This is a genomic window from Paenibacillus sp. P46E, assembly GCF_001909095.1.
GTDB classification, from domain to species: domain Bacteria; phylum Bacillota; class Bacilli; order Paenibacillales; family Paenibacillaceae; genus Paenibacillus_AQ; species Paenibacillus_AQ helianthi.
Genome location: NZ_LVYZ01000033.1, coordinates 209120 through 232763, shown reverse-complemented (window position 1 = coordinate 232763; position 23644 = coordinate 209120). Strand labels below are relative to the sequence as shown.

Annotated in this window: 18 protein-coding genes; 15 read left to right on the top strand and 3 right to left on the bottom strand. The window is 53.9% G+C overall.

What is annotated here, in order from left to right:
• Positions 1–50 precede the first annotated feature (50 nt).
• Complete coding sequence (locus tag A3849_RS10580; protein WP_074111353.1) at positions 51–2276, top strand: MMPL family transporter; 2226 nt, start codon at positions 51–53, stop codon at positions 2274–2276.
• 403 nt (positions 2277–2679) lie between these two features.
• Here the strand turns inward: A3849_RS10580 and A3849_RS10570 are convergent, their stop codons facing one another.
• The 3 genes from A3849_RS10570 to A3849_RS10560 all read right to left on the bottom strand — a co-directional run bounded on the left by A3849_RS10570 (position 2680) and on the right by A3849_RS10560 (position 5415).
• Positions 2680–2991 (bottom strand): antibiotic biosynthesis monooxygenase, encoded by a 312-nt coding sequence (locus tag A3849_RS10570; protein ID WP_074111351.1) that lies wholly within the window; start codon positions 2989–2991, stop codon positions 2680–2682.
• Between the two features lie 34 nt (positions 2992–3025).
• On the bottom strand, positions 3026–3745 hold the full coding sequence (locus tag A3849_RS10565) for a 3-ketoacyl-ACP reductase (RefSeq protein WP_074087374.1): 720 nt from the start codon (positions 3743–3745) through the stop codon (positions 3026–3028).
• 113 nt (positions 3746–3858) lie between these two features.
• Positions 3859–5415: an FAD-dependent oxidoreductase gene (locus A3849_RS10560; RefSeq protein WP_074111428.1), complete on the bottom strand. Its 1557-nt coding sequence runs from the start codon at positions 5413–5415 to the stop codon at positions 3859–3861.
• A 197-nt stretch (positions 5416–5612) separates the two neighbouring features.
• Between A3849_RS10560 and A3849_RS10555 the strand changes: the two genes are divergently transcribed.
• The 14 genes from A3849_RS10555 to A3849_RS10490 all read left to right on the top strand — a co-directional run bounded on the left by A3849_RS10555 (position 5613) and on the right by A3849_RS10490 (position 23414).
• Complete coding sequence (locus A3849_RS10555) at positions 5613–6014, top strand: Fur family transcriptional regulator (protein WP_074111350.1); 402 nt, start codon at positions 5613–5615, stop codon at positions 6012–6014.
• A 236-nt stretch (positions 6015–6250) separates the two neighbouring features.
• On the top strand, positions 6251–8242 hold the full coding sequence (locus A3849_RS10550) for a methyl-accepting chemotaxis protein (protein WP_074111427.1): 1992 nt from the start codon (positions 6251–6253) through the stop codon (positions 8240–8242).
• A gap of 91 nt (positions 8243–8333) precedes the next feature.
• Positions 8334–9149: a uroporphyrinogen-III synthase gene (locus A3849_RS10545; protein WP_074111349.1), complete on the top strand. Its 816-nt coding sequence runs from the start codon at positions 8334–8336 to the stop codon at positions 9147–9149.
• A 38-nt stretch (positions 9150–9187) separates the two neighbouring features.
• Positions 9188–9820 (top strand): ThuA domain-containing protein, encoded by a 633-nt coding sequence (locus A3849_RS10540; protein ID WP_074101983.1) that lies wholly within the window; start codon positions 9188–9190, stop codon positions 9818–9820.
• Positions 9821–9918: 98 nt separating this feature from the next.
• Complete coding sequence (locus tag A3849_RS10535; RefSeq protein WP_074111348.1) at positions 9919–10266, top strand: phasin family protein; 348 nt, start codon at positions 9919–9921, stop codon at positions 10264–10266.
• The gene (locus A3849_RS10530) at positions 10267–11937 is read left to right on the top strand and encodes an ABC1 kinase family protein (protein ID WP_074111347.1); all 1671 of its coding nucleotides are present in this window, start codon (positions 10267–10269) and stop codon (positions 11935–11937) included.
• A gap of 407 nt (positions 11938–12344) precedes the next feature.
• Positions 12345–14222 carry a DEAD/DEAH box helicase gene (locus tag A3849_RS10525; protein WP_083613446.1) on the top strand — a complete coding sequence of 626 codons (1878 nt, stop codon included), beginning with the start codon at positions 12345–12347 and terminating at the stop codon, positions 14220–14222.
• A gap of 206 nt (positions 14223–14428) precedes the next feature.
• Positions 14429–15379, top strand: coding sequence for a D-alanyl-D-alanine carboxypeptidase family protein (locus A3849_RS10520; RefSeq protein ID WP_083613445.1), 951 nt, complete (start codon positions 14429–14431; stop codon positions 15377–15379).
• Positions 15380–15935: 556 nt separating this feature from the next.
• A complete protein-coding gene (locus A3849_RS10515) occupies positions 15936–17507 on the top strand; it encodes an FAD-dependent oxidoreductase (RefSeq protein ID WP_074111346.1) in 1572 nt (523 codons plus the stop codon).
• 195 nt (positions 17508–17702) lie between these two features.
• Positions 17703–18038 carry a DUF3243 domain-containing protein gene (locus tag A3849_RS10510; RefSeq protein ID WP_074111425.1) on the top strand — a complete coding sequence of 112 codons (336 nt, stop codon included), beginning with the start codon at positions 17703–17705 and terminating at the stop codon, positions 18036–18038.
• A 184-nt stretch (positions 18039–18222) separates the two neighbouring features.
• Positions 18223–19242: an LLM class flavin-dependent oxidoreductase gene (locus A3849_RS10505; protein WP_074111345.1), complete on the top strand. Its 1020-nt coding sequence runs from the start codon at positions 18223–18225 to the stop codon at positions 19240–19242.
• A 115-nt stretch (positions 19243–19357) separates the two neighbouring features.
• Positions 19358–19834, top strand: coding sequence for a glutathione peroxidase (locus A3849_RS10500; protein ID WP_074111344.1), 477 nt, complete (start codon positions 19358–19360; stop codon positions 19832–19834).
• Positions 19835–20079: 245 nt separating this feature from the next.
• Positions 20080–21720 carry a formate--tetrahydrofolate ligase gene (locus tag A3849_RS10495; protein ID WP_074111343.1) on the top strand — a complete coding sequence of 547 codons (1641 nt, stop codon included), beginning with the start codon at positions 20080–20082 and terminating at the stop codon, positions 21718–21720.
• 329 nt (positions 21721–22049) lie between these two features.
• Entirely contained in the window at positions 22050–23414 is a 1365-nt protein-coding gene (locus A3849_RS10490; protein WP_074111342.1) for an FAD-dependent oxidoreductase, read from the top strand.
• The last annotated feature ends 230 nt before the right edge of the window (positions 23415–23644 follow it).

The window sequence follows — 23644 nt, the reverse complement described above, 5'->3', positions numbered from 1 at the left end:
AATAAAAATGACCCGCGGTTCATTTTGATGCCGTTGGGTACGAAGAGAGGATGAAAGGAATGTCAGGCTACGGAAAATGGGTGGCAGGCAGTAAGACCAAATGGATTACCCTTGTTGTCTGGATTGCGGTCATAGGAGCACTCACCATGTTATGGCCTTCGGTGAATTCACAGGAGCTGAATAACGCGTCGAACCTGCCTGGAGACTCGCAGTCGGTACGTGCGTCTGTGGTTGCAGAAAAAGAGTTCCCGGCCGGCAGCGGCGTTCCTGCCTTGCTTGTATGGCATAGGGAAGGCGGAATGTCTGAGGAGGACCTTGTACATATCACTGCTGTCTACAGTAAGCTTGAGCAGCAGCCATTGGCACATCAGAACTATGTTCCTCCGCTGGGACAGCTGCCGCCGCAGGCGCTGAAGGCTTCGTTGTCGGAGGATGGCAGCACGCTGGTCACTCCTGTGTTATTTGATAAGACGGCTGACAGCGACCAACTCGGTGAAGCTTTAACAGCATTGAAAAAGATTATAACCGCAGAAACGGGCGGCGACCCGGCTGCGGCGGCGACAGACAGTAAGGATTTGAGCCTTCGGGTAACGGGACCGGTAGGGATTTCCGTCGATGCCACAGGATTGTTTCAGAACGCCGACGTGTCCTTACTGATCGCAACGGTTGTGCTGGTGCTGGTGTTCCTGTTGCTGATCTACCGTTCACCAATTCTGGCTTTGATCCCACTGGTAGCGGTTGGCTTTGCTTATGGAGTTACCAGCCCTGTGCTCGGTAAAATGGCCCAGGAGGGCTGGATCACCGTAGATTCGCAGGCGATTTCGATTATGACTGTTCTGCTGTTCGGCGCGGGTACAGACTATTGCCTGTTCCTGATTTCCCGGTTCCGTCAGATGCTGAAGGTGGAGGAGCATAAGGGCCACGCCTTGCTGCGTGCGATCACCCATTCCTCCGGTGCGATCGCGATGAGCGGATTTACCGTTGTGCTGGCGCTGTTTGCGTTGCTGCTGGCCAAATATGGTGCGTACCACCGGTTTGCAGTTCCGTTCAGCGTCTCGATTCTGATTATGGGGATTGCCAGTCTGACGCTGGTGCCTGCTCTGCTGGCGATCTTTGGCCGGACGTCCTTCTTCCCGTTCATCCCGCGCACTCCGCAGATGGAAGCTGCCCGGGCAAAGGCCAAAGGCAAGCCGGCTCCGCAGCCCAATCCCACCCGCAAAAGAGGAATCGGCGATCTGGTTGTTTCCCGCCCTTGGGCGATTGTTGGCATAACGGTGGTCCTTCTGGGTATCCTCGCGTCCTTTTCCAGCGGGATCAAGTTTACTTATGATATCCTCTCATCCTTCCCGAAGGATATGGAGTCGCGTCAGGGCTTTGACCTGATCGGCAAGCAGTTCTCTCCCGGTGAGCTGGCTCCGGCCAAGCTGATGATTGATACACAGGGTAAGGTGAACGGAGAAGATATCAAGGTTGTCCTTAGCGGCATTTCTTATATCGATAAGGTGTCCGATCCGCAGCCGGGGGCAGTTAACAAGAATATTCTCGGCTATGATATTGAATTCAAGAGCAATCCGTATTCCCTGGAAGCCATGAATCACATTCCTGCGCTACAGGCTTCTACCGAACAGGCATTGGCTGAATCCGGTCTGGACAACGCCAAGGACAGCGTATGGATCAGCGGACAAACGGCTACACAGTACGATACCAAGGAGCTCGGAGAACGGGATACAGATCTGATTATTCCTGTCGTGATCGGGATGATCACCATACTGCTGTTAATCTATCTGCGGTCTGTGGTAGCAACAGTTTATCTGGTAGCTACTGTAATCCTGTCCTTCTTCTCTGCGCTTGGGCTGGGCTGGATTATTATTCATTATATTATGGGGGCAGACGCCATTCAGGGGGCGATCCCGCTATATTCCTTCGTGTTCCTGGTTGCGCTAGGGGAGGACTACAACATCTTCATGATCTCGAACATCTGGAAAAAGCGTAAGGTCATGCCGCTGAAGCAAGCCATTGCCGAGGGCGTAAATGAAACCGGATCGGTTATCACTTCAGCCGGGCTCATTCTGGCCGGAACCTTTGCGGTGCTGGCTAGCCTGCCGATTCAAGTGCTGGTGCAGTTCGGCATCATCACCGCCATTGGGGTGCTGCTGGACACCTTTATAGTCCGCCCGTTCTTGGTGCCCGCGATTACTGTACTCTTGGGCCGCTGGTCCTTCTGGCCTGGCAAGCATAAGGAGCTGGATCGGACACTGTCAGTGAGCGAGGATTGATAAGTATCTGGACATATTGGAGATGGGGTGTCAGGAGCCTTAAGTAAGGAGTGACCTGGCGTCTCCGATACTATTGGATATACAAAGGGATGCCTTGCTGAACCGTATAGGTCAGCGGGGCATCCCTGTTTTGGCAGTGGCTTGAACAACGGCAGAAACGCCGTTATTGGGCGCGCCGAGGCCGGAACTGAAGCCAACAACGGCAGAAACGCCGTTATTGGGCGCGCCGAGGCCGGAACTGAAGCCAACAACGGCAGAAACGCCGTTGTTGGGCGCGCCGAGGTTGGAACTGAAGCCAACAACGGCAGAAACGCCGTTATTGGGTGGGCCGAGGCCGGAACTGAACCCAACAACGCTTCTGCGCGATGAGGTCTGACCCGCACCCCTTCCGCCACCCGGAAGCCTACTCTCCTGGCGTACGGCTGAGCAGTAGCTCGTATTTGTCGAGCGAGGCTTCAATAATGTTCTCGTTCTTGCCGGCGCCGCGGTGAGACTCGCGGAAGGCCGGGCTGGTGGTCCAGCCCTTGAGGGCATCCTCATCCTCCCATGTGGTGCATATCTTCAGTTCTTCTACACCGTCCTTGGGCGTGCCGTGCCATACCTCCAGGCGGATGAACCCAGGCATGTCCTGTACGCCATTAGCTTGGCCAAAACGGCTGGCCAGGCCATCTCCGTGACCTTCTTTTACCTTAATGGTATTCGTTACTACGATCATGTCCAGTCCTCCTTCGAAAGGTTAACTCTCCCGTTTACTGTGGATTAGTAGTCCATATTCCTGCAGTTTTCAGGAAGACACGGTCCGGCAGCTTCAAGGCGGCCAGCGTTAGCTCGGCTACATCCTCAGGCTGCATCATCCGGTCCTCGTCGCCGATCTTCAGGCCTGCATTCTCCGCCAGTCCGGTGTTAACGGTGCTTGGGGTAAGTGCAACCACTCGGATGTTATGCTTACGGACTTCCTGTGCCAGCGCTTCAGTCATGCCCATGAGCGCGAACTTGGAAGCACAATAAGCAGACCCGGTGGCAAAGCCCCGCTCTCCGGCTGTGGAAGAAATGTTGATGATATTGCCGCTGCTGCGCTCAATCATGGCCGGCAGAGCGGCCCGGGTCACATAGTAACTGCCAAAGAGGTTAATCTGCATATGGCGTTCCCAATCTGCTGGGTCCATCTCAAGAAAAGTACCAAACTTGGCGATACCCGCATTGTTGATCAGCGCATCGAACGCACCAAGGTCATTCTGCAGGGCAACTACGGCCCGCTCTGCTTCCTCGCGCACAGCAATGTCTGCCACTGCAATGCTTACCTTGACATCATACACTTCGGTCAGCGCCGATCTCAGTGCCTCCAGATCAGCCGCTGTTCTGGAGATCAGCCCCAGATTTGCGCCTTCTTTGGCCAGTGCCATAGCCAGAGCTTTGCCGATCCCTTTGCCGGCACCGGTAATGACAATACTTTTTCCTCTCAAATCCATGATCTAACGTCACGCTCCTTTGCAATGCTTATTAATAGGGCTGCTATTCAGCTCCCATTATACCCGAGCGGGAAGGGAGAATCACGTCTCAGACAGGAGGGGTCTGCTTCAGCTTACTCCCCGGACTCCAGCCTGGTGAGCGGAAGTGTCGCCGGACCTTCCAGCACCTCTCCTTCAAAAGAGTAGCGGGAGCCGTGGCAAGGGCAGTCCCAGGAGCGTTCTCCCTCGTTCCACTCCGTTTCGCAGCCCATATGAGTGCAGGTTCTGTCCACCAGATGCAGATGTCCCTCAGGATCGCGGTAGGCCCCAACCCGCTTGCCGTCATGAAAGACGACTGCACCTTGATCCTGCTTCAGATCATGCGTCTTCTTATGGATAATCTCTACTTTGCCTGCGACCAGCTCCTTGGCGACATTGGCGTTCTGGACGATGAAGTTTTTGATCGAAGGCCGGGCCTTGAAGCGCGAGGGGTCGTACAGTTCTGTGTACGGATTGCTGTGCCGCTGGATGCCGTCTGCGATCAGGCGTGCCGCCAGGGTTCCGGTGGTCATGCCCCATTTACGGAAGCCGGTGGCGATATAGATTTCCTCATCCTCGGCTGTTTTGCCGATATAAGGCACACGGTCCAGAGTGACCAGGTCCTGGGTCGACCACCGGAAGGGAATACCCCGGATGCCCAGTAGCTCCCCGGCGAACTTCTCCAGATTCTCATAATGGCCAAAGGTGCAGATGCCTTGTCCGGTTTTGTGGTTGTCACCGCCGACAATGACCAGCTTTTTGCCATTCCATTCCACTGCCCGCAGAGAACGGGCGGGAGTTCCCGCACTTAGATACATTCCACCCTCATAGTCGGTTTCCGGTTCAATAGCCAGACAGTAGGAGCGCTCCGCATGCAGACGGGAGAAATATAGGGCGCCGCCGTCATAAAAAGGAAAGTGGGATGCGGACACGGCATGTCTGCAGCTGATGGTAAGCTTTCCTTGTTCGGTATGCAGTGTAAGCATGCCGCCATCCTTGTCCACTTGTTCTCCAATCATCGTATGCTCGTAGATCATCCCGCCCTTATCCACAATAACGTCCAGCAGTCCCTTAAGATAGTGGAGCGGATGAAAACGGGCTTGGCCCGGAAGCTTAATGGCACCGTCAACCCTCAGGGGAAGCGAAATATGATCCTTCCACTCCCCCGGAAGCCCAATCTTGCCATAGGCCTCGAACTCTGCCTCCAGCTGCTTCAGCGTCTTCTCATCGTCCTTATCGGCATAGAGATAAGCTGCTTCGCGTGTAAGTCCGCAGGACAGGTTCAGTTCTTGCGCCGTTTGGATAATCCACTCCAGTGCCTCACTGTTTGACTGGAAATAGAGCCGGGCTGCGTCTTCCCCGAAATCCTTGACCAGATCATGATAGATCATCCCGTGCTGGGCGGTGATTTTGGCGGTTGTGAATCCGGTAGTCCCGGCAAAAAGTTCCCCCGCTTCCAGCAGCGTCACCTTATATCCTGCCTTGGTCAGCAGGTAGGCCGTGGTAATCCCGGTAATTCCGCCGCCGACAATCGCAACATCGGTATCGTGGTTTTCGGCAAGAGGTGGAAAGGAAGGGATTTCGCTGCTGGCTCTCCAGAATGATTGCGGAAATTGTGGAAGACTTTGCGGGAACTGTGGTGTGCTGTTCATCCTATTCTCCTTCATGTTAGTTTCCTCCATTACTGTAAGACTCATTTCATTTATTACCACACTCCTGCCAAAAGAAACCCAGGTGAAGGGAGCATGCCTAATGAAATTGCGGTATTTCTGTGTGTTGCCCTGCCGGATTGACTATATCATCCTCTAGACTTATACTTGATCTAAAAATAAACTAGAGGATGATAAAGATGAAGACCCTGAATCTGACCTCCCAGCGTCAAGCCGTGTATGATATTGTCCGGGGTTCACATGACCACCCCACTGCCGCAGAAGTAATGAACCGGCTGGTAGAGCAGGGGCATAATCTCGCCTATGGGACCGTATATAACTCTTTGCGCTATCTGTCGGACAAACAATTGATCCGCGAATTGAAGCTGGGTGAGGCCGCCAGCCGATATGATGCCCGTCTCGATGACCATCAGCATATCCTCTGCGAGGTTTGCGGAGCGGTGGATGAGGTCATGACCCAGGTACCACAGGAATGGACAGACAAGGTCAGTGAGGAGACAGGCTATTCGATTACTCATGCGCATGTGGTGTTCGGAGGGGTATGTCCAGCCTGCAGAAGCAAAATGGTCAAGAGGTCTTAAGCACTGGCTGGGAGTGAAAAATTATAATCCGGCAATCATGAACATATATAAGAAAAGACCGTTTTCATAGAAACGGTCTTTTTGCTGTGTTTATATGAAAATTCTACAGATAAGTATGATAATACTGAAGAGTTAGTAAATAAAGAAGGGTTTGTTAGGCTGATAGATAATTATATATTAGACTGACAGATCAAGTCATGCTTAAGACCCAAAAGAAAGCGAGCGTGAACATATTTATGAAACTCAAGTCCCGATTAACCATCCGTATGAAGCTAATTACCACATATTTGCTTGTCCTTCTGGTACCGAGCATGATTATAGGCTGGCAAACCTACGATTCAGCCAGCAGCAAAGTGGAAGACCAGCTTATGAGCAATGCCAAGGAAAGTGTAGCGGCGGTAAATGAAATCATTGACGCAAATATTCAATCCAAAATGAATGATATCGAGTATTTTGCCAAGAAGGTTTCCTCGGCAGCACTGAATGGAGAACAGTCTGGAGACGCCAGTACTGCGATAAAAGAAAGGTTGAAGGAGTATGCCGTGCTTCACCCTGATGTGCTGGATATTCATGTCGCGACCAGCCGGGCGAAGATGGTGCATGCGGCGGATATCAAGTTCCCGGAAGGGTATGACCCGCGCAGGGAGAACGCTTATGTGAATGCACTGAAGCACGGGAAGGGAGCGGTGATTTCACCGGCTTTCCAGACGGTTAATAATGAAACAGCAGTAGCGATTTCCGCTGTGCTTGAAGATGGCGGAGGAGTTATGACTCTGAACCTCAACCTGGCTGAATTGGCGAATCTGACAAACATTAAGGTGGGCCAGGAAGGATACATCTTCATTATCGACAGCAGCAAAAAGTTTCTCGTACATCCTACAGAAAAAATTGGACAGGAAACCTCACTTGATTTCGTGAAGCAGATGTTTGAGGGGGAGAGCGGTTCATTTGATTATACCTACAAGAACGCCCATAAAAAGATGACCTATCAGGTCAACGAGCTCACCGGCTGGAGAATCGGGGGGACCATCAGCAAAGATGAGGTGACTGCCGCTACGGGCGCAATTCGGGATAAGGCTCTGATCGTAATCGCCATCTCGGTGCTGCTGGCACTGGTGCTGATCTATTTCAATGTGTCCTCTATCCTGAAGCCGCTGACTCGTCTGCGTAAGGCAACAGAGATTATTGCCCGGGGAGATCTCTCGCAAGATATTGGTGGCTTCCATAGTGATGAAATCGGACTCCTGGCAAATAATTTCCACACCATGGTCGTAAATCTGCGCGATATGATCATCAATGTACAGGAGATGACGGACAATGTATCAGCCTCCGCAGAAGAACTGACCGCCGGGGCCGAACAGACAACCAAGGCCATTGAACATGTAACAATAGCGATTCAGGAAGTAGCGGCAGGCACGGAGCGGCAGGTGCAGAGTGTGCACAAAGGAACCGAGAGTACAGCCGCAACCGCAAACGAAGTAGCGCAAATCTCCGGGTTCATGGAGCAGGTATCAGCAATGATGGATAAAACCTCGCTGTCCGCAGCAGAGGGGAACGACTCTGTGATTAGCGTAGTGGACAAAATTAACGGCATCCATGAAACGGTTGAGGAGCTTAGCGGTGTAATCGACAAGCTGAATGGCCGCACCAGCCAGATTCACGGGATTGTCGGTGTGATTACCGGCATTGCCCGTCAGACGAATCTTCTGGCTCTCAATGCTTCCATAGAAGCGGCCAGAGCCGGTGAACAGGGCAAGGGCTTCGCCGTTGTGGCATCGGAGGTCCGCAAGCTGGCCGAGGAATCGGAGAAATCGGCGCGTAGGATCGCGGAGCAGATTTCTTCCATTAACACAGAGATGCAGCAGGCAACGGTGACGATGGAGGATGCCCAGGGCAAGGTGTCGGAGGGGATTCTTGCGGTGGATTCAACGGGGCGTTCCTTCTCCCGCATCCGCAGAGCCGTTAAGGGGGCAGCAGAGAAGATTGAAGCTATGAAAGGAGCCGTCGACACACTGACAGCAGAAGCAGTCAGTATGCAGGCAGCCATTAGCGAGATCCAAGGCATCTCCCAGGAGGCAGCCAGTAATACGGAGACGATCTCTGCAGCTGCTGAAGAGCAGCTCGCTTCAGTAGAGGAGATCGCATCTTCATCGGCCGATCTTAGTCATCTTGCTGAGGAATTGCAGAAGCTCGTGGGACGTTTTAGGTTGTATTCGACAAAACCATAAGCTAAAAATAGCTTTGTGTCTTTTCTTTTTCCTCCCTTTGCAAGTATACTGATAAGCAATAATGTTTGGGCTGATGAGGGGGAGAAAGGATATGGCAGAGCAATTGCAGGGGATTACCGTCGCCCTGGCGGGTCCGCGCAAAGCGGAGGAAATGGCCAAGCTGGTACAGAATATGGGTGGCACCGCACTGCATCGGCCTGCGCAAGGAACCGTGTTTCTGGATGATGAGGCGCTCCGGGAGGGAATCACGGCCTGGACCGCCCATCCGCCGGACCTTGCTATTCTGACCACCGGGATGGGGCTGGAAGCCCTGTTTGATATGGCATTGCAGATGAAGCTGGAGAATCGCTTTCTCGAGGTTCTTTCCGCTGCGCCGATAGCGGCCCGTGGTTATAAGACCGTTAATGCGCTGAAGAAGCGCGGGCTCCACCCTGAGGTGCGCGATGACGACGGCAGTACAGCCGGAGTGATACGGGGCCTCAAAGACTGGAATCTGCGCGGTAAATCGGTTGTGGTACAGCTGCACGGCGATCCGGCCCCTCATCTGGTGTCCTGGCTGAAGGATGCAGGAGCGTCCGTGCTTCAAGTGGAGCCTTATCGTCATACCCCTCCGGAGCCGGGAGCGCTTGCTCTTTTGTATGACGATATCGCTCAAGGCAGAGTCGATGCTGTAGCCTTCACGAGTGCTCCGCAATTCCGCTTTCTGGCCCAGTATGCCAGGGAGCAGGGGAAGCTCCAGGAACTCGTGCAGGCTTTTGAAGACAAGGTACTGGCTGTTTCTGTAGGCCGGATTACCTCGGAGTCCTTGAAAGACGAAGGGATAACGCGAATTGTGATGCCTGAGCATGAACGGATGGGCAGCATGTTCGTGGAGCTTGGCAAGTACATCGCAGCACAACGCTATTAACTACAACTACAGATACAGAAAGAAGGAGGAGGCCCCCTATGGACAAGAGAAAATGTCTGCTTTTGGGTGACTATACCCATCCCCGTTTCCACCCGCTGCAGGGCGTGGATAAACAAATTAGTGAAATCCTGAATGATCTGCTGATTGTTCAGTGTTCGGAGAACAAAAAGCTGCTGCTCAGTGAGCATCTGGCCGGGTATGATCTGTGCATCGCATACAATGAATTATGGAATGAGACGGTCTCTCCCCAGCAGACGGCCGGTCTGTTGAGCTATGTAAGCGGCGGCGGCGGACTGATCGTCCTGCATACCGGAATCTCACTGGCCAAGCGTAACGAACTGGCGCAGCTGATCGGCGGCAGATTTACCGGTCATCCGCCTTATGCTCCGCTGAACTTCAAAGTGCTGGAGCATGACATCACGGAGGGTATTGAAGATTTTCAGCTTGATGAGGAGCCGTATACCTTCGAATTCGATCCATTTACGGACAAAACCATATTGCTTGAGTATGAAGCGGAAGGTGAAATGCGGCCGGCGGCCTGGTGCCACAGCTTCGGGCTTGGGCGGGTGGTATTTCTGATGCCTGGTCATCATGAGCCTTCCTTCACCCATCCGGCGATCCGCCAGCTGATTCTCCGGGCAGCCACCTGGGCAGCACGGATTCCCAGATAATGATTCCGGCAACGGGCTTCAGCAGCCTTAGGCTTTGTGAAATTGTCCGCTAAAGGGTATACTTTATCCATAACTGGAATCATTGGGAGGAAAGTGCCATGAGTGATTTGTTCAAGAAAGCAATCTCTTTAGGAGTAGGCCTCACCATTGTCAGCAAGGAAAAGGTAGAGAAGGTAGTGGAAGAGCTGGTGAAAAAGGGCGAGCTTGCTCCGTCTGAATCCAAGGCTCTGGTGGACCGGCTTGTGGAGCGGGGCGAGGAAGAACGCGGAATGTTCAAGTCTGCGGTTCATGAGCAGGTTGAACGTGTGCTAAAAGAGCTTAAGATCCCTGTCCAGAGTGACGTTGCCGGGCTGGAAGCACGGATTGCAGTTCTGGAGCGCCGTGTGGCCGAACTGGAAGGCACTCCTTCCCCGGAGGAGACATTGCCGGAAACGCGTACGGATTAAATGGCGGTACGTATAAGACATGCCGGACGGTACCGGTCTATTGCCATGGCGCTCATGCGTCATGGCTTCGGTTATATGGTGGAAGAACTCGGCCTCTACCATCTTCTGTCCCTTCCGCGGCGGATGATTACCCAGGAGGTTCACGAGAGTCTGACACTCGGGGAGCGGATTCGCCGGGTGCTGGAGGATTTGGGGCCAACCTTTGTGAAGCTGGGCCAACTGGCCAGCACCCGCTCTGATCTGCTGCCCGATTCCATTATTCAGGAACTGGTGAAGCTTCAGGACAGTGTCCCTCCGTTTTCGGCAGAAACTGCACGCAATATTTTGGAGCAAGAGCTTGACCAGTCTATTGATGAGATGTTCAGTTACTTTGAGAATGCCCCGCTCGCTGCAGCTTCCATCGGCCAGGTCCACCGGGCCGTCCTGCATGGAGGACAGAGTGTAGCGGTCAAAATACAGCGTCCTGGTGTTATGCGGACCATGACAAGGGATCTGGAGATTCTTCAGGATCTCAGCGCCCTGGCCGAGAGAAGAATGGACTGGGCGAAACAATACGGGCTTACCCGTATGGTCGAGGAATTCTCCCGCGCCTTGCTGGCCGAACTGGACTACGGTCAGGAAGGGCGCAATGCAGAACGGATTGCAAGTCAGCTGACTGAACATGATCAGGTGTATATCCCGGCAATTTATTGGGATTACAGTTCTACCCGTATACTCACGATGGAATATGTGGAAGGAATCACACTGAACCACCGTGAGAAGCTGCAGCAGAAAGGCGTGAAGCTGAAGGCGCTTGCCCAGCAGCTCGTGGAGATGATGCTGAATCAGATCTTTATCCATGGTTTTTTTCATGCCGATCCCCATCCCGGGAATGTCATGAGGATGGATGACGGCAAGCTGGCACTGATTGATTTCGGTATGGTGGGACGACTTAGCGAAGAAATGAAGGACAACCTGTCGGCGCTGGTTATCGCGCTGATGCGGAAGAATACCGACTCTATGGTAAGGGCTATCCTGCGGCTCGGTGTCATCCCTGAGGAGGCCGACCGGCTGGCACTGCACGATGATATGGACCGGCTGCGTGAATCCTATTATGATATTCCTTTCAATCAGGTAAGCATCGGCAAGGCACTGAACGATCTCTTTGGTATCGCCCGCAGGCACCGGCTGGTTATTCCGCCGGATCTGGCGATGCTGGGGAAGACGATGCTGACGCTGGAGGGTGTCGTAGGTAACCTTGATCCGGCCTTCAGCATTGTGCAGATGGCTGAGCCTTTCGGAAGGCGGCTGGTGAGACAACGGTTCAGCGGCAGCCGCCTACAGCGCAAGATTCTCAGTGGAGTCGCTGATCTTGCAGAAAGTCTGGTGGAGCTGCCTGCCCAGGCTAGACAACTGTCCTCTTTGATTAGTAAGGGTAAGCTGAAGGTGGAGATCGGGCTGCCGGAGCTGAAGGGAATAGAGCAGAAGCTGAGCCGGGTGGGAAACCGCTTATCCTTCAGCATTGTACTCCTTGCCTTCAGCATCATTATGGCCGGTCTGATTGTCGCTTCCTCGCTGCGCGGAGAGCCCTCTATGCTCTGGGATTTCCCGATTGTTGAGATCGGCTCCGTCATTGCCGCGCTGATGATTCTGTGGCTGCTGTACTCTATTTTCAAGTCGGGGAGATTCTAGCGAATAAATATTCTTCGATAGTTGCACACAAACCCTGCTGGATCAAGTACAATATATAGGTTAACTTCTTAATCCTATAAGAAGCTATTCGTAAAGAGTGTAATGGAACGCAAATGGAATGCCGTCTGAACGTCCGGTGGATCGCTGCTGCCCCAGAAACCGAACCTTGGACCGCACATCTGCAGGGCAAAGGGCGGCTAGTGAGACGGAAGGGCTCCGGGTGACGGGGTTCTTCCGCTTTTGTTTGAAATGGTTCCGTCCCATCACAGGACGGCAATTCGTTTCTTCTTGAATACGTGGCTATAAGCCGCTGGCGGCAAGTGCAATATGCCTACATTACTCCAGAAAATGGATGACTATAGTGTTATGAATTGAACAACATTAAAGAAAATTGTGAGGTGGAGACTATGCCGGGTTTTAAAGAATTAGGAGTATCTGAATTATTGAACGGACTGCTTCAGGGTCAGGGGATTGTAAAGCCTACGCCAGTTCAGGAAGAAGCCATTCCGCCGCTGGTTCAGGGGCTGGACGTTATTGCCAGAGCCAAGACAGGAACAGGGAAGACACTTGCGTTCCTGCTGCCGATTATGGACAAGATCCGTGTGGAGCAGGCGTATCCGCAGGCGCTCATCATGGCACCGACACGCGAACTGGCACTGCAGATTACGGAAGAAGCACGCAAGCTGGCACGCCATACCGGTGTGAAGATTCTGGCGGTTTACGGCGGTCAGGACGTGGAGAAGCAGCTGCGCAAACTGGAAGGCGGCAGACATTTGATTATCGGGACTCCGGGCAGATTGCTGGATCATATGCGCCGGGAAACCCTCGATCTGAATGGAGTCAAAATGCTCGTGCTGGATGAAGCCGACCAAATGCTGCATATGGGCTTCCTGGAGGATGTGGAGACGATTATTACGGCTGTGCCTTACCGCCGCCAGACGATGCTCTTCTCTGCGACGATGCCGGATCCGATTAAACGGCTGGCCAGCAACTACATGAAAGAGCCGCTGGATATCATTATTAAAAGCGGTTCACCTATTCCACTGGACAATATCCGCCAGCAGGTCGTGGAATGCTCGGACCGTAACAAGGAAGAGGCGCTAATCGCCCTGATCGAGCGGGACCGTCCGTATCTGGCGATTATTTTCTGCCGGACCAAGCGCCGGGTCTCCAAGCTGAATGAAGCGCTGCAAGCGGCCGGGTATGATTGCGACGAGCTGCACGGCGATTTGTCGCAGGGTAAACGCGAAGCGGTCATGAAGCGGTTCCGCGAAGCTAAGCTGCAGCTTTTGGTTGCTACGGACGTCGCCGCCCGCGGTCTGGACGTTGAAGGCATTACCCATATCTTTAACTTTGATCTGCCGCTGGATGCGGACAGCTACATTCACCGGATCGGCCGGACCGGCCGCGCAGGCGGCAAGGGACTGGCGATCACATTCTCTTCGCCGCGCGAACGCGCCGGGCTCGACCTGATCGAGCACGGCATTTCCCAGCGGCTGGACCGCCGCCGGTACGAGAAGGATGAATTCGGCGTAGGCGAATTCACCTCTGTACAGGCCGGCGTCGGTTCGCCTCGCGGCGGACGCCAGAACGCCGCACCGGAAGCGGCCCGCGCTGGACGCGGCGGGCGTGGCCAGGGGCGCAGCGGCGGAGCACCGCGCGCTGAGGCCGGAGCACGGCCGGGCGGACGCGGCCGTGGCAAGGAAGCAGGCGGCTGGGGCGCGCCTGCAGAAGGACGCAGCCGCGGCGATGCGGCTGGCGGCAAGCGCAGCGCCTATGGCGCGGCTGCGCCAAGGGACGGTGGGCCCGCCGGCAAAAGCGCGGCGAAGCCAAGAACGGGCGGCGGCTACGGCAGCTTCGACGCCCGCAGCAACCCGGCTGCAGGTTCTGCAGCCGGAGGGAATGCCGCCAGCCCGCGCGGCGGCAGAGGGGCCGCCGGTTCAGGTGGCGGCCCAAGCAGCGGCTACAGCGCCAATGTCTCGCGTGGCGCGGATGCCGGAGGCTTCAGCTATGGAGCCTCCAAAGGGGCAGGCTCGGGCAGCGGGTATAACCCGGGCGGCGCTCAGGCCAGCCCTAAGCATAGAGCGAATGTGGCCCGCAGCAATGACGCCGGCGGCTGGAGTTCGGCAGCGCCAGCAAAAGGCGGCGGTTCACGCGGCGGCTCCAAGGGCGGCAAAGGCGGCTTTGGCTCGGGTGGACGCAGCGGCGGTGGAAATGCCTCATCGCGTGGCGGCCGTGGCAACGGTTCCGGCGGCTCGCGCGGGGGCCGCGGCTCGTCCAGATAAAGGCGCTGGATTTCAGTATTGAACCTTGTTACCATAGGACGGTCAGCTTACGGGCTGACGTTCTGTGGTAACATTTTTTTTCGCCTGTCTGCTGGCCTGGTTAGTTGTGATTAAGGTTTTGAAACATTTTGGATACAATGCTTGTCTATAATGGATACAGCAGCAGGTGAAACATTCATAAACCTTTCTGGGAGGAAACACGGCATATGTCTAAAACCGGCAAAATCGTTATTTTATTTATCATCGTAATCGCTGTGGGCTGGGGAATCGGTAAATACTCCTCACCTTCGCCTTCAGCTTCACAGGAAGAGGGGGCATCTGCTGGCGCGGGCAATGATCTTCAGGCACAGCCAAGCACAGCTCCTGAGCCTTCAGCCGTGGCCTCTGACACTCCGGAGGAGACAGGCGCAAACACGGGGAGCGAGCCTTCAACTGCACCAACTGACAAACCGGACAATTCCGGCAATCAGGCAAGTGCAGAGCCTTCACCAACGGCGACTGCAACCGCTACTGATAAACCTTCAGATGCAGGAAGCGGCGGTTCAGGCGACCCGTCGGCGGAGCTTACGGCTGCCGAGCCGGAGAGCCTGGAGGCAATCATTAATAAGCAGTACAAGCTTCCGGACGGCTATAAACCAGCTGATCTGGTCTATCCGGACGTGCCGTTTATTTTCTCCGAAAAGATTGAGAAGCGCATGATGCGCAAGGCCGCGGCTACCGCGCTGGAAAGAATGTTCGCAGGAGCCAAGAAAGACGGCGTACACCTGGCCGGGGTATCCGGCTACCGTTCAGAAGCTACACAGACGCGGCTGTTCAACAATTATGTAGCCAAAGATGGCGAAGAGAAGGCCCGCACCTACAGTGCTGTACCTGGGCACAGCGAGCATCAGACAGGTTTGGCTATCGACCTTTCCGGCACTACCGGCAAATGTGCCGCAGAGAGCTGTTTTGCCGGAACAGAGGAAGCCAATTGGCTTGCAGCCCATGCGGCGGAGTACGGCTTCATCATCCGTTATCCTGAAGGCAAGCAGGCCATTACAGGTTACATGTATGAGCCTTGGCATGTCCGTTATGTAGGCAAGGACATTGCCACATCCATCGCGGAGAGAGGCATTACGCTGGAAGAGTATTTTGATGCGGTTCCGGTGTCGAAGTAATGGAGTTGATAAAAGGTTACAGGCACTGCAGCCCGCCGCAAGGGGGAGGCAGTGCTTTTTTCTTTGTAGTGGAACGAACCGGAAGTCAAAAGGGTAGCGCGTGGGGAACTGCAAGAAGTGAAGTGGAGTTAGTACACTTAAATAGACGGAAAGTTGTCCTGTGTAGGGGGAAGTTGGAAAAAGTAGACTTCATTTAAGCGAATTCATCCGAAAAGATGGAAATCAGTCGGATTAGGTTTCTTTTTTCCAACTACGCTTACGCAGTAGGGGGACAGGCCAGCATTAGGTTCACTTTTTCCACTTGGACTTGCCGCCCAATCTAATGAAGGCCCTCCAGGCCGCTATATATCAGAAATCATATAGCGGCTACGCTGTCCTGTTCATGACCAGTAGTCTTTATAGCAATCTTTGTAGCTGCCAATGCACAATTTCGCCCTGTTTCTAAGCCCACTTATAAATATAGGTTGTTAAAATGTCATTACAAACTACATATAAGTTAGAGGCAGGGAGATACAGCACTCATTCTCATTCAATTATGGAGCGGAGGAGGAATGAAATGACCAAGCAGATTCAGGCAGATGTTGTTATTATCGGCGGAGGGACGGGAGGCTGTGCGGCCGCTCTGGGTGCTGCCAGATCAGGACGGTCGGTAGTAATGACCGAGGAATATGATTGGATCGGCGGACAGCTCACCAGCCAGGTGGTGCCGCCTGACGAGAACCGGTGGATCGAGCAGTTTGGGTGTACGGCAAGCTACCGGACTTATCGCAATGCAGTGCGCGACTATTACCGCAGATTATTCCCGCTTACGGAGCAGGCACGTGCCCGGGCGGCCCTCAATCCCGGAAATGCCTGGGTCAGCCGGCTCTCTCATGAGCCGCGTACGGCGCTGGCAGTACTCAAGGATATGCTGGCCCCCTATGTACATAGCGGGCGGCTGCAGATCTGGACAGGATACAAGCCTGTGCAGGCGGAAACGGATGGCGATGATGTGATTTCGGTAACCGTATGCAGTCAGGATGGGGAGAAGCTCGTCCTGACCGGCAGCTACTTTTTGGATGCGACTGAAGAAGGGGATGTGCTGCCGCTGGCAGGCGTAGAGTACGTAACGGGCGCCGAGTCCGCTGCAGAGACCGGGGAAAGGCATGCGCTTGCGGGTCCGGCCGATCCGCAGGATATTCAAGCGTTTACGCATTGTCTGGCAGTAGACTTTACCGAGGGCGAGGATTATACGATTGCCAAGCCGCGGGAATATAACTTTTGGAGAAGCTACCAGGCCGATTTTTGGCCTGCTCCGCAGCTCAGCTGGACGGTTCCTTCCCCTTCGACGCTAAAGCCTGTAACCTACGTGCTCTTACCGGAGGAGGGGGGGAATCCGCTGTTTACTTACCGTAGACTGGCGGACCGCAGTAATTTTCAGCCGGGGGTCTACAAGACAGACCTCAGTGTGGTCAACTGGCCGCAGAATGACTATTGGCTTGGGTCAATTATTGACGTTTCTCCCGGGGAAAGGCAGCGCCACCTGGAGCATGCGAAGCAGCTCAGTCTTTCCCTGCTGTACTGGATGCAGACGGAGGCACCGCGCAAGGATGGCGGCATAGGTTATCCCGGCTTGCGTCCACGCCCCGATGCTACGGGGGCGCCGCATGGCCTTGCGCAAGCTCCGTATATTCGGGAAGGACGGCGAATCCGGGCGGAGTTCACCATCCTGGAGCAGCATCTGAGTCCGGCAGACCGCCCGGACGGCCGGGCTGAGAAATACCCGGATACGGTTGGCATCGGCAGCTACCGGATTGATCTTCACCCTAGCACCGCGCTGCGGACCTTTATCGACATTCCTTCACTGCCGTTCCAGATCCCGCTGGGAGCGCTGATCCCGATTCGCGTGAACAACCTGATCGCTGCTGCCAAAGACATTGGGACTACGCATATCACCAACGGCTGCTACCGGCTTCATCCGGTGGAATGGAATATTGGAGAGGCTGCCGGCATGCTGGCCGCATATTGTCTGGATAACGGGGTGACACCCCGTGAGGTACGGAATTCTCCCCAGCAGCTGAGCAGCTTCCAGACCCGTCTGCGCAATAACGGCTTTGAGCTGGAGTGGCCGTCCATAGGGGCGGTCTAGGCTGGACAAGGGACGAAGTACGGCCTGTACCTCTGTGTTTGTTGTGAATTAGGGATTGGCGGAAAAGTTCTCGCCTGCTGACCATGCTGTGGCTGCCTTTTCCATTGAAGGCAGCCATCTCCCGTTGATTCATCTGTCTGACCCTTGGTTAAGTAGTGGGAAACCATGAATTTTCCAGCGGAAGGGGAATTTCAGATGTCGGAGCATAATCATGTTGTAGATAAGGACGGAAATGTTGCGTTAGGCAAAGTGAATGAAGCCCTGGACCGGATTGACCCGGAACAGAAGGAAGTCATTTTGAACAATTTCGAGGATTTCAAGGCTTATTTAGGAAAGCGCATTCATCTGGCTCGGAAAATCGGTCTGGGTGAAGAACAGCTGGCGGTGGCGGCGGAGAAAATCGCCGACTATCTGGCTGCCCATGAGGAACCCCGCAATAGTGAGGAAAAGCTGCTTCAGGAACTGTGGAAGGTGGGCAGCAAGGAAGAACGCCACCGGCTGGCCCATATGCTGGTGAAGCTGGCCCGGTAAGCCGGCAGATGCTGCTGCGTGGGCTATCCCGAGGTGTAGGTTTGAAGACTTCCGCCCTGTACGGGGCGGTTTTTTGCGAATGAGAGCCTCCGGAAATCATGGTGAAGGCGCGGGGAACGGGATGATATAATGGAGACAGCAATGGTTATCATTCCCTATTACCTGACTTGGAGATGCTCAGTCTATGAAATTAAGCATTTTGGATCAATCACCCGTCTCTGAGGGCTGCACGCCCGCCGAGGCAATCGCCCAGACTGTAAGCCTTGCCAGAGAGGCTGACAGGCTGGGCTATCACCGCTTCTGGGTCTCCGAGCATCATGCCGCACGCGGACTGGCCGGTTCAAGTCCCGAGGTGCTGATGGCCCATCTGGCTGCAGTAACCTCAACGATCCGCATTGGTTCGGGAGCCGTGCTGCTCCCTCATTACAGCGCGTACAAGGTAGCCGAGAATTTCCGCGTACTTGAAGCTTTATATCCCGGACGCATCGATCTAGGGGTGGGCAGTGCTGCAGGAGGCGGGGCACTTGCTGTAAGAGCGCTTCAGGAGAACCGGACAGGCGGTGCAGATCTTTACGAGCTGCAGATCAGGGACCTGCTCAGCTATCTGTACGGCGGTCCGGATGCCGCACACCGTTTTGCCGGACTGGAGACCAGTCCGCAGGTCAGCACCGCACCGGAGCTCTGGCTGCTCGGGTCCAGCAGGGACAGCGCCGCTCTTGCCGCAAGGCTGGGCACCCGCTTTGCCTATGCCAGATTCATTAACGGTGACGGGGGCGGGAGGACGGTACAATCCTTTCAGAACAGCTTCCGCCCCTCTCCCGCAGCCGCTGCTCCACGGGCGCTGGTATCGGTGTTTGCTGTCTGTGCCGGAACTTCCGCAGAAGCAGACCGGCTGGCTGCCAGCATGGATTTGTCGCTGGTTCTGCTGGAGAAAGGCCATGTCTCAACAGGCACACCTTCAGTAGAGACCTCTCTGGACTACACCTATACACCGTACGACCGCTTTCGGATTGAGGAGAACCGCAGGCGGACGGTCCTGGGATCGCCGGAGGAGGTTCGGCAGCAGTTTATTGCGCTCATGGAGGAATACTGCTGCGAGGAGATTATGTTCGCCATGCCGATGCACGGCTTAGAGGATAAGCTGAAATCTCTCCGGCTGATTGCAGATGTCTGCGGATTGTCCCGAACGGAAGGGGAGCATTAGCTTGTCAGGGTACATTGCCTTTATTTTGTATTCCTCCGGCAATAGGGTAAGATAAAGGTTGGCTGTACAGAGCATAGCCGGTTGATCAATCCACGGATGAAGGGAAGGATGCAGAATGTCTATTTACAGTTTTGCCGGAGTGAAACCATCGGGTACAGAAGTGCCTTTCAAGGACTATGAAGGCAAGGTGCTGCTGATTGCCAACACGGCCAGCAAATGCGGACTTACACCACAGTACGGGGACTTGCAAAAGCTCTATGAACAATACGGAGACCAAGGTCTCGTCGTATTGGGTTTTCCCTGCAACCAATTTGCCGGACAGGAGCCCGGAACCAGTGAAGAAGCGGAAGAGTTCTGCCAGATTAATTATGGTGTAACGTTCCCGGTTTTTGCCAAGGTGGATGTGAACGGGCCGGATGCCAGCCTGCTCTTTCAGTATTTGAAGGGCCAGCAGCCGGGTGATGGCGAGAGCAGTGATATCCAATGGAACTTCACCAAGTTCCTCGTGGACCGCAGCGGCAATGTGGTAGCCCGTGTAGAGCCGAAGGAATCACCGGAAGGCATGAAGGCACAGATCGAAGCCCTACTCTAAGATGCGCATTTCTTTCGAATCCTAGCCGCGTTGCTGTCTTTTATAAATTGAATGTATACCTACACCCCCTGAATGACGGCATTTGCTGTGTTTAGGGGGATTTTTCAGTTACGGCTTATGAAAATTATCCTTGACGCTTTTCACAGACACTGTATTCTTTGAAGAGGAATAAGGTACATCATGGGGAATTGAATAAAAGGGCAGAATGAAGCAGGATAATAACGGCAGGAGGGTTTTATAAGGGCATGAGATTAATTACAGAGGTGGCATCGGCAGCAGGGATTCATGAAGAGCATCTGGAGCTGTACGGCAAATATAAAAGCAAGCTGTCGCCATCTCTATGGGACGAGCTTAAGCACAAGCAGGACGGAAAGCTGGTGCTGGTTACCGCAGTGAATCCGACCCCGGCAGGCGAAGGTAAAACGCTGACGACGATCGGACTTTCCCAGGCGCTGAATGCAGCGGGAATCAAGACAGTAGCTGCACTGCGTGAACCATCGCTTGGTCCATGTCTGGGCATGAAGGGCGGAGCAACAGGAGGGGGCAAGGCACAGATTGTTCCGGCAGACGAGATCAACCTGCATTTTACGGGCGATATACATGCGGTAACTTCGGCGCATAATCTGCTGTCGGCTATGATCGACAATCATATTTTCCAGGGTAATGCACTGGGACTTGACCCTCAGCGTATAGTCTGGAAACGCGTAATGGATATGAATGACCGCAGCCTGCGCAGCATTGTGACCGGCCTCGGTGATGGCAACGGTACCGTGCGGGAGAGCGGATTCCAGATCACGACTGCCTCAGAGATTATGGCCGTACTGTGTCTATGCGACGATCTTGCCGATCTCAAAAACCGGCTCAGCCGCATGCTGGTCGGATATGACCAGTTGGGACAGCCGGTGACGGCAAAGCAAATCGGAGCAGTAGAAGCCATGGCGGCGCTGCTGAAGGAAGCCGTGAAGCCTAATCTGGTGCAGACTCTGGAGGGTACGCCTGTTATCGTGCACGGCGGACCGTTTGCCAATATCGCTCACGGCTGCAGCAGTGTAATCGGAACCCGTTATGCTTTGAAGCTGGGGGATGTGGTAGTGACGGAAGCGGGGTTCGGTGCGGATCTGGGCGCAGAGAAGTTCATGGATATTAAATGCCGCCAAGCCGGACTCACTCCCGCTGCAGCTGTACTGGTAGTGACGGTGAAATCGCTGAAATACAATGGCGGTGTCCGTAAAGATGAGCTGTACACAACCAACCGGGCAGCATTGCTCTCCGGAATTGCCAACATGGAGCGTCATATTGAGAATTTGGGTAAATTCGGCGTTCCGGTGCTTGTGGCGCTTAATCACTTCGAGGGCGATGCCCCTTCGGAGATTAATGATGTCCTGGAGGCTTGCCGCCGTCTGGGTGTGCCGGCAGCCATCTCCAAAGTATGGGCGGAAGGCAGTGCCGGGGGCCTTGAACTCGCCCTGGAGTTGAAGAAGCTCTTGGAACAGGGAGATGACCAGCTCTCGTCTTTCGCTCCTTTGTATGAGGACCATCTGGACATTCCGGCCAAAATCAATAAAGTCGTAACCGAAATCTACCGTGGAGCTGAAGTGTCCTTCTCGCCGGCAGCGAAACGCAGCCTGAACATCATTGAGAAGCTCGGCTTGCAGCAGCTTCAGGTTTGTATGGCGAAGACTCCGTACTCATTCTCGGACCAGCCAAGACTGCTGGGAGCACCCGAAGGCTTCACCATGGGTGTCCGCGATATCACGCTGTCGCTTGGAGCGGGTTTTGCAGTGGTCATCACCGGCAATATGGTCACTATGCCCGGACTTCCGGCCACACCGGCGGCAGAGGGTATACAGGTAGATGAGGATGGCGTTATTAACGGCTTGGAATAAATCAAAGTCATCTTGATTCAAGACTTCAGCCCCCGTATCTCTGCGACTTAAGCAGAAGTATGGGGGCTTTGCTGCGCGGTCTGCCGGATGGAGGATTCCCTGCTCCTTCCTCAGCTCTCCAGACATAATGTGCTCGCCCGGGGAGAAACTAATGCAGACGCACCGGAAATATGGGGACTATTTATCCACATCAAATGTGAACAATGTGAGAAAAATCACAAAAAGGCTTGTAATGTGAGAAAAATCACAATATAATCAACCCATAAAGTGAAATTAATCACATACAAACACAAATAAATGAAATACCCAATTTGGAGGAGGAACAAACCATGAAAGTAGCAGTCGTAGGATGTACCCATGCCGGAACCGCGGCAATCGTCAATACCGCCCAGCTTTACCCGGATGCCGAGATTACTGTGTATGAACGCAATGATAATATTTCTTTCCTGTCATGCGGGATCGCGCTTTATGTGGGTGGAGTCATCAAAGACCCTCAGGGTCTGTTCTACTCATCGCCGGAGAAGCTGGCAGAGCTTGGTGTCAAGACGAACATGCGTCACGAAGTTATCGGGATTGATACCGACCGCAAAACATTGCGTGCCCGCAATCTGGCGACAGGCCAGGAATTCGATGACTCCTATGACAAGCTGATCATGACTACCGGTTCATGGCCGATTGTTCCCAAGCTGGAGGGCATGGAGCTTGACGGTATTCTCCTCTCCAAGAACTATAATCATTCCAACACCATCATCGAAAGAGCGCAGCAGGTAGACAGAATCACTGTTGTCGGCGCCGGGTATATCGGAGTCGAGCTGGTGGAGGCTTTTCAAATGAATGGCAAACAGGTTACGCTGATTGACGGCGAGGACCGTATCCTGAGCAAATATCTGGATGAAGAATTCACGACTCCTATTCAAAAATCGCTGGAGGATCACGGAATCACTCTTGCACTTGGCGAGAAGGTTAGCTCGTTTGTTGGCGAGAACGGCAAAGTGACCAAGGTAATCACCAGCAAAGGCGAGCATGAGACAGATCTGGTTATCCTTTGTATCGGATTCCGTCCGAATACCGAACTGCTGAAGGGTAAGGTGGATATGCTGCCTAACGGCGCGATTATCGTCAATGACTATATGCAGACCAGCCTTCCGGATATTTATGCCGCCGGTGACAGCTGTGCAATTCATTATAATCCAACCGGCAAACATGCCTACATTCCGCTGGCAACCAACGCTGTACGTATGGGAACACTGGTAGCCCGCAACCTGGTATCGCAGACGATCCCATACATGGGTACACAGGGAACTTCGGGAATTAAGATTTATGAAGATAATATTGCCGGAACCGGGCTGACAGAGGATGCCGCTATTGCAGAAGGAATGGATATCGAGAGTGTTCTGTTGACCGACAACTATCGTCCCGAGTTCATGCCAACCTTCGAGCAGGTGCAGCTAAAAGTGGTCTATGACCGCTCGACCCGCCGCATTCTCGGCGCACAGATCATGTCCAAGATGGATCTGACACAGTCGATCAATACCGTGTCGGTGTGCATTCAGAATAAAATGACTGTGGACCAGCTGGCCTTCATCGATTTCTTCTTCCAGCCGCACTACAACAAGCCGTGGAATTTCTTGAATACAGCGGGACTTCAAGCCCTGCCTGCAGCAGTTGCCCGTAAGGAAACCGTAACCGTCTGAACCTAAGGCTGTCCCCGTAAGCCGGAGCCGATTTTGTGGCTCCGGCTTTTTGCTGTGCTCCAGCATTTTGGGGGTAACGGAGGATGTATCCTGCAGAAAATGGGGAATTCGTCTCTTCTGAGATAAAAATTATTCCGCAGCGGATGCTTTTGTGGTAAATTTGACATGTCAGTGAAAACTTTCACTTAGTTTTTGCAAGAGTGATATTTATCACGTAAATGTGTTAGTTG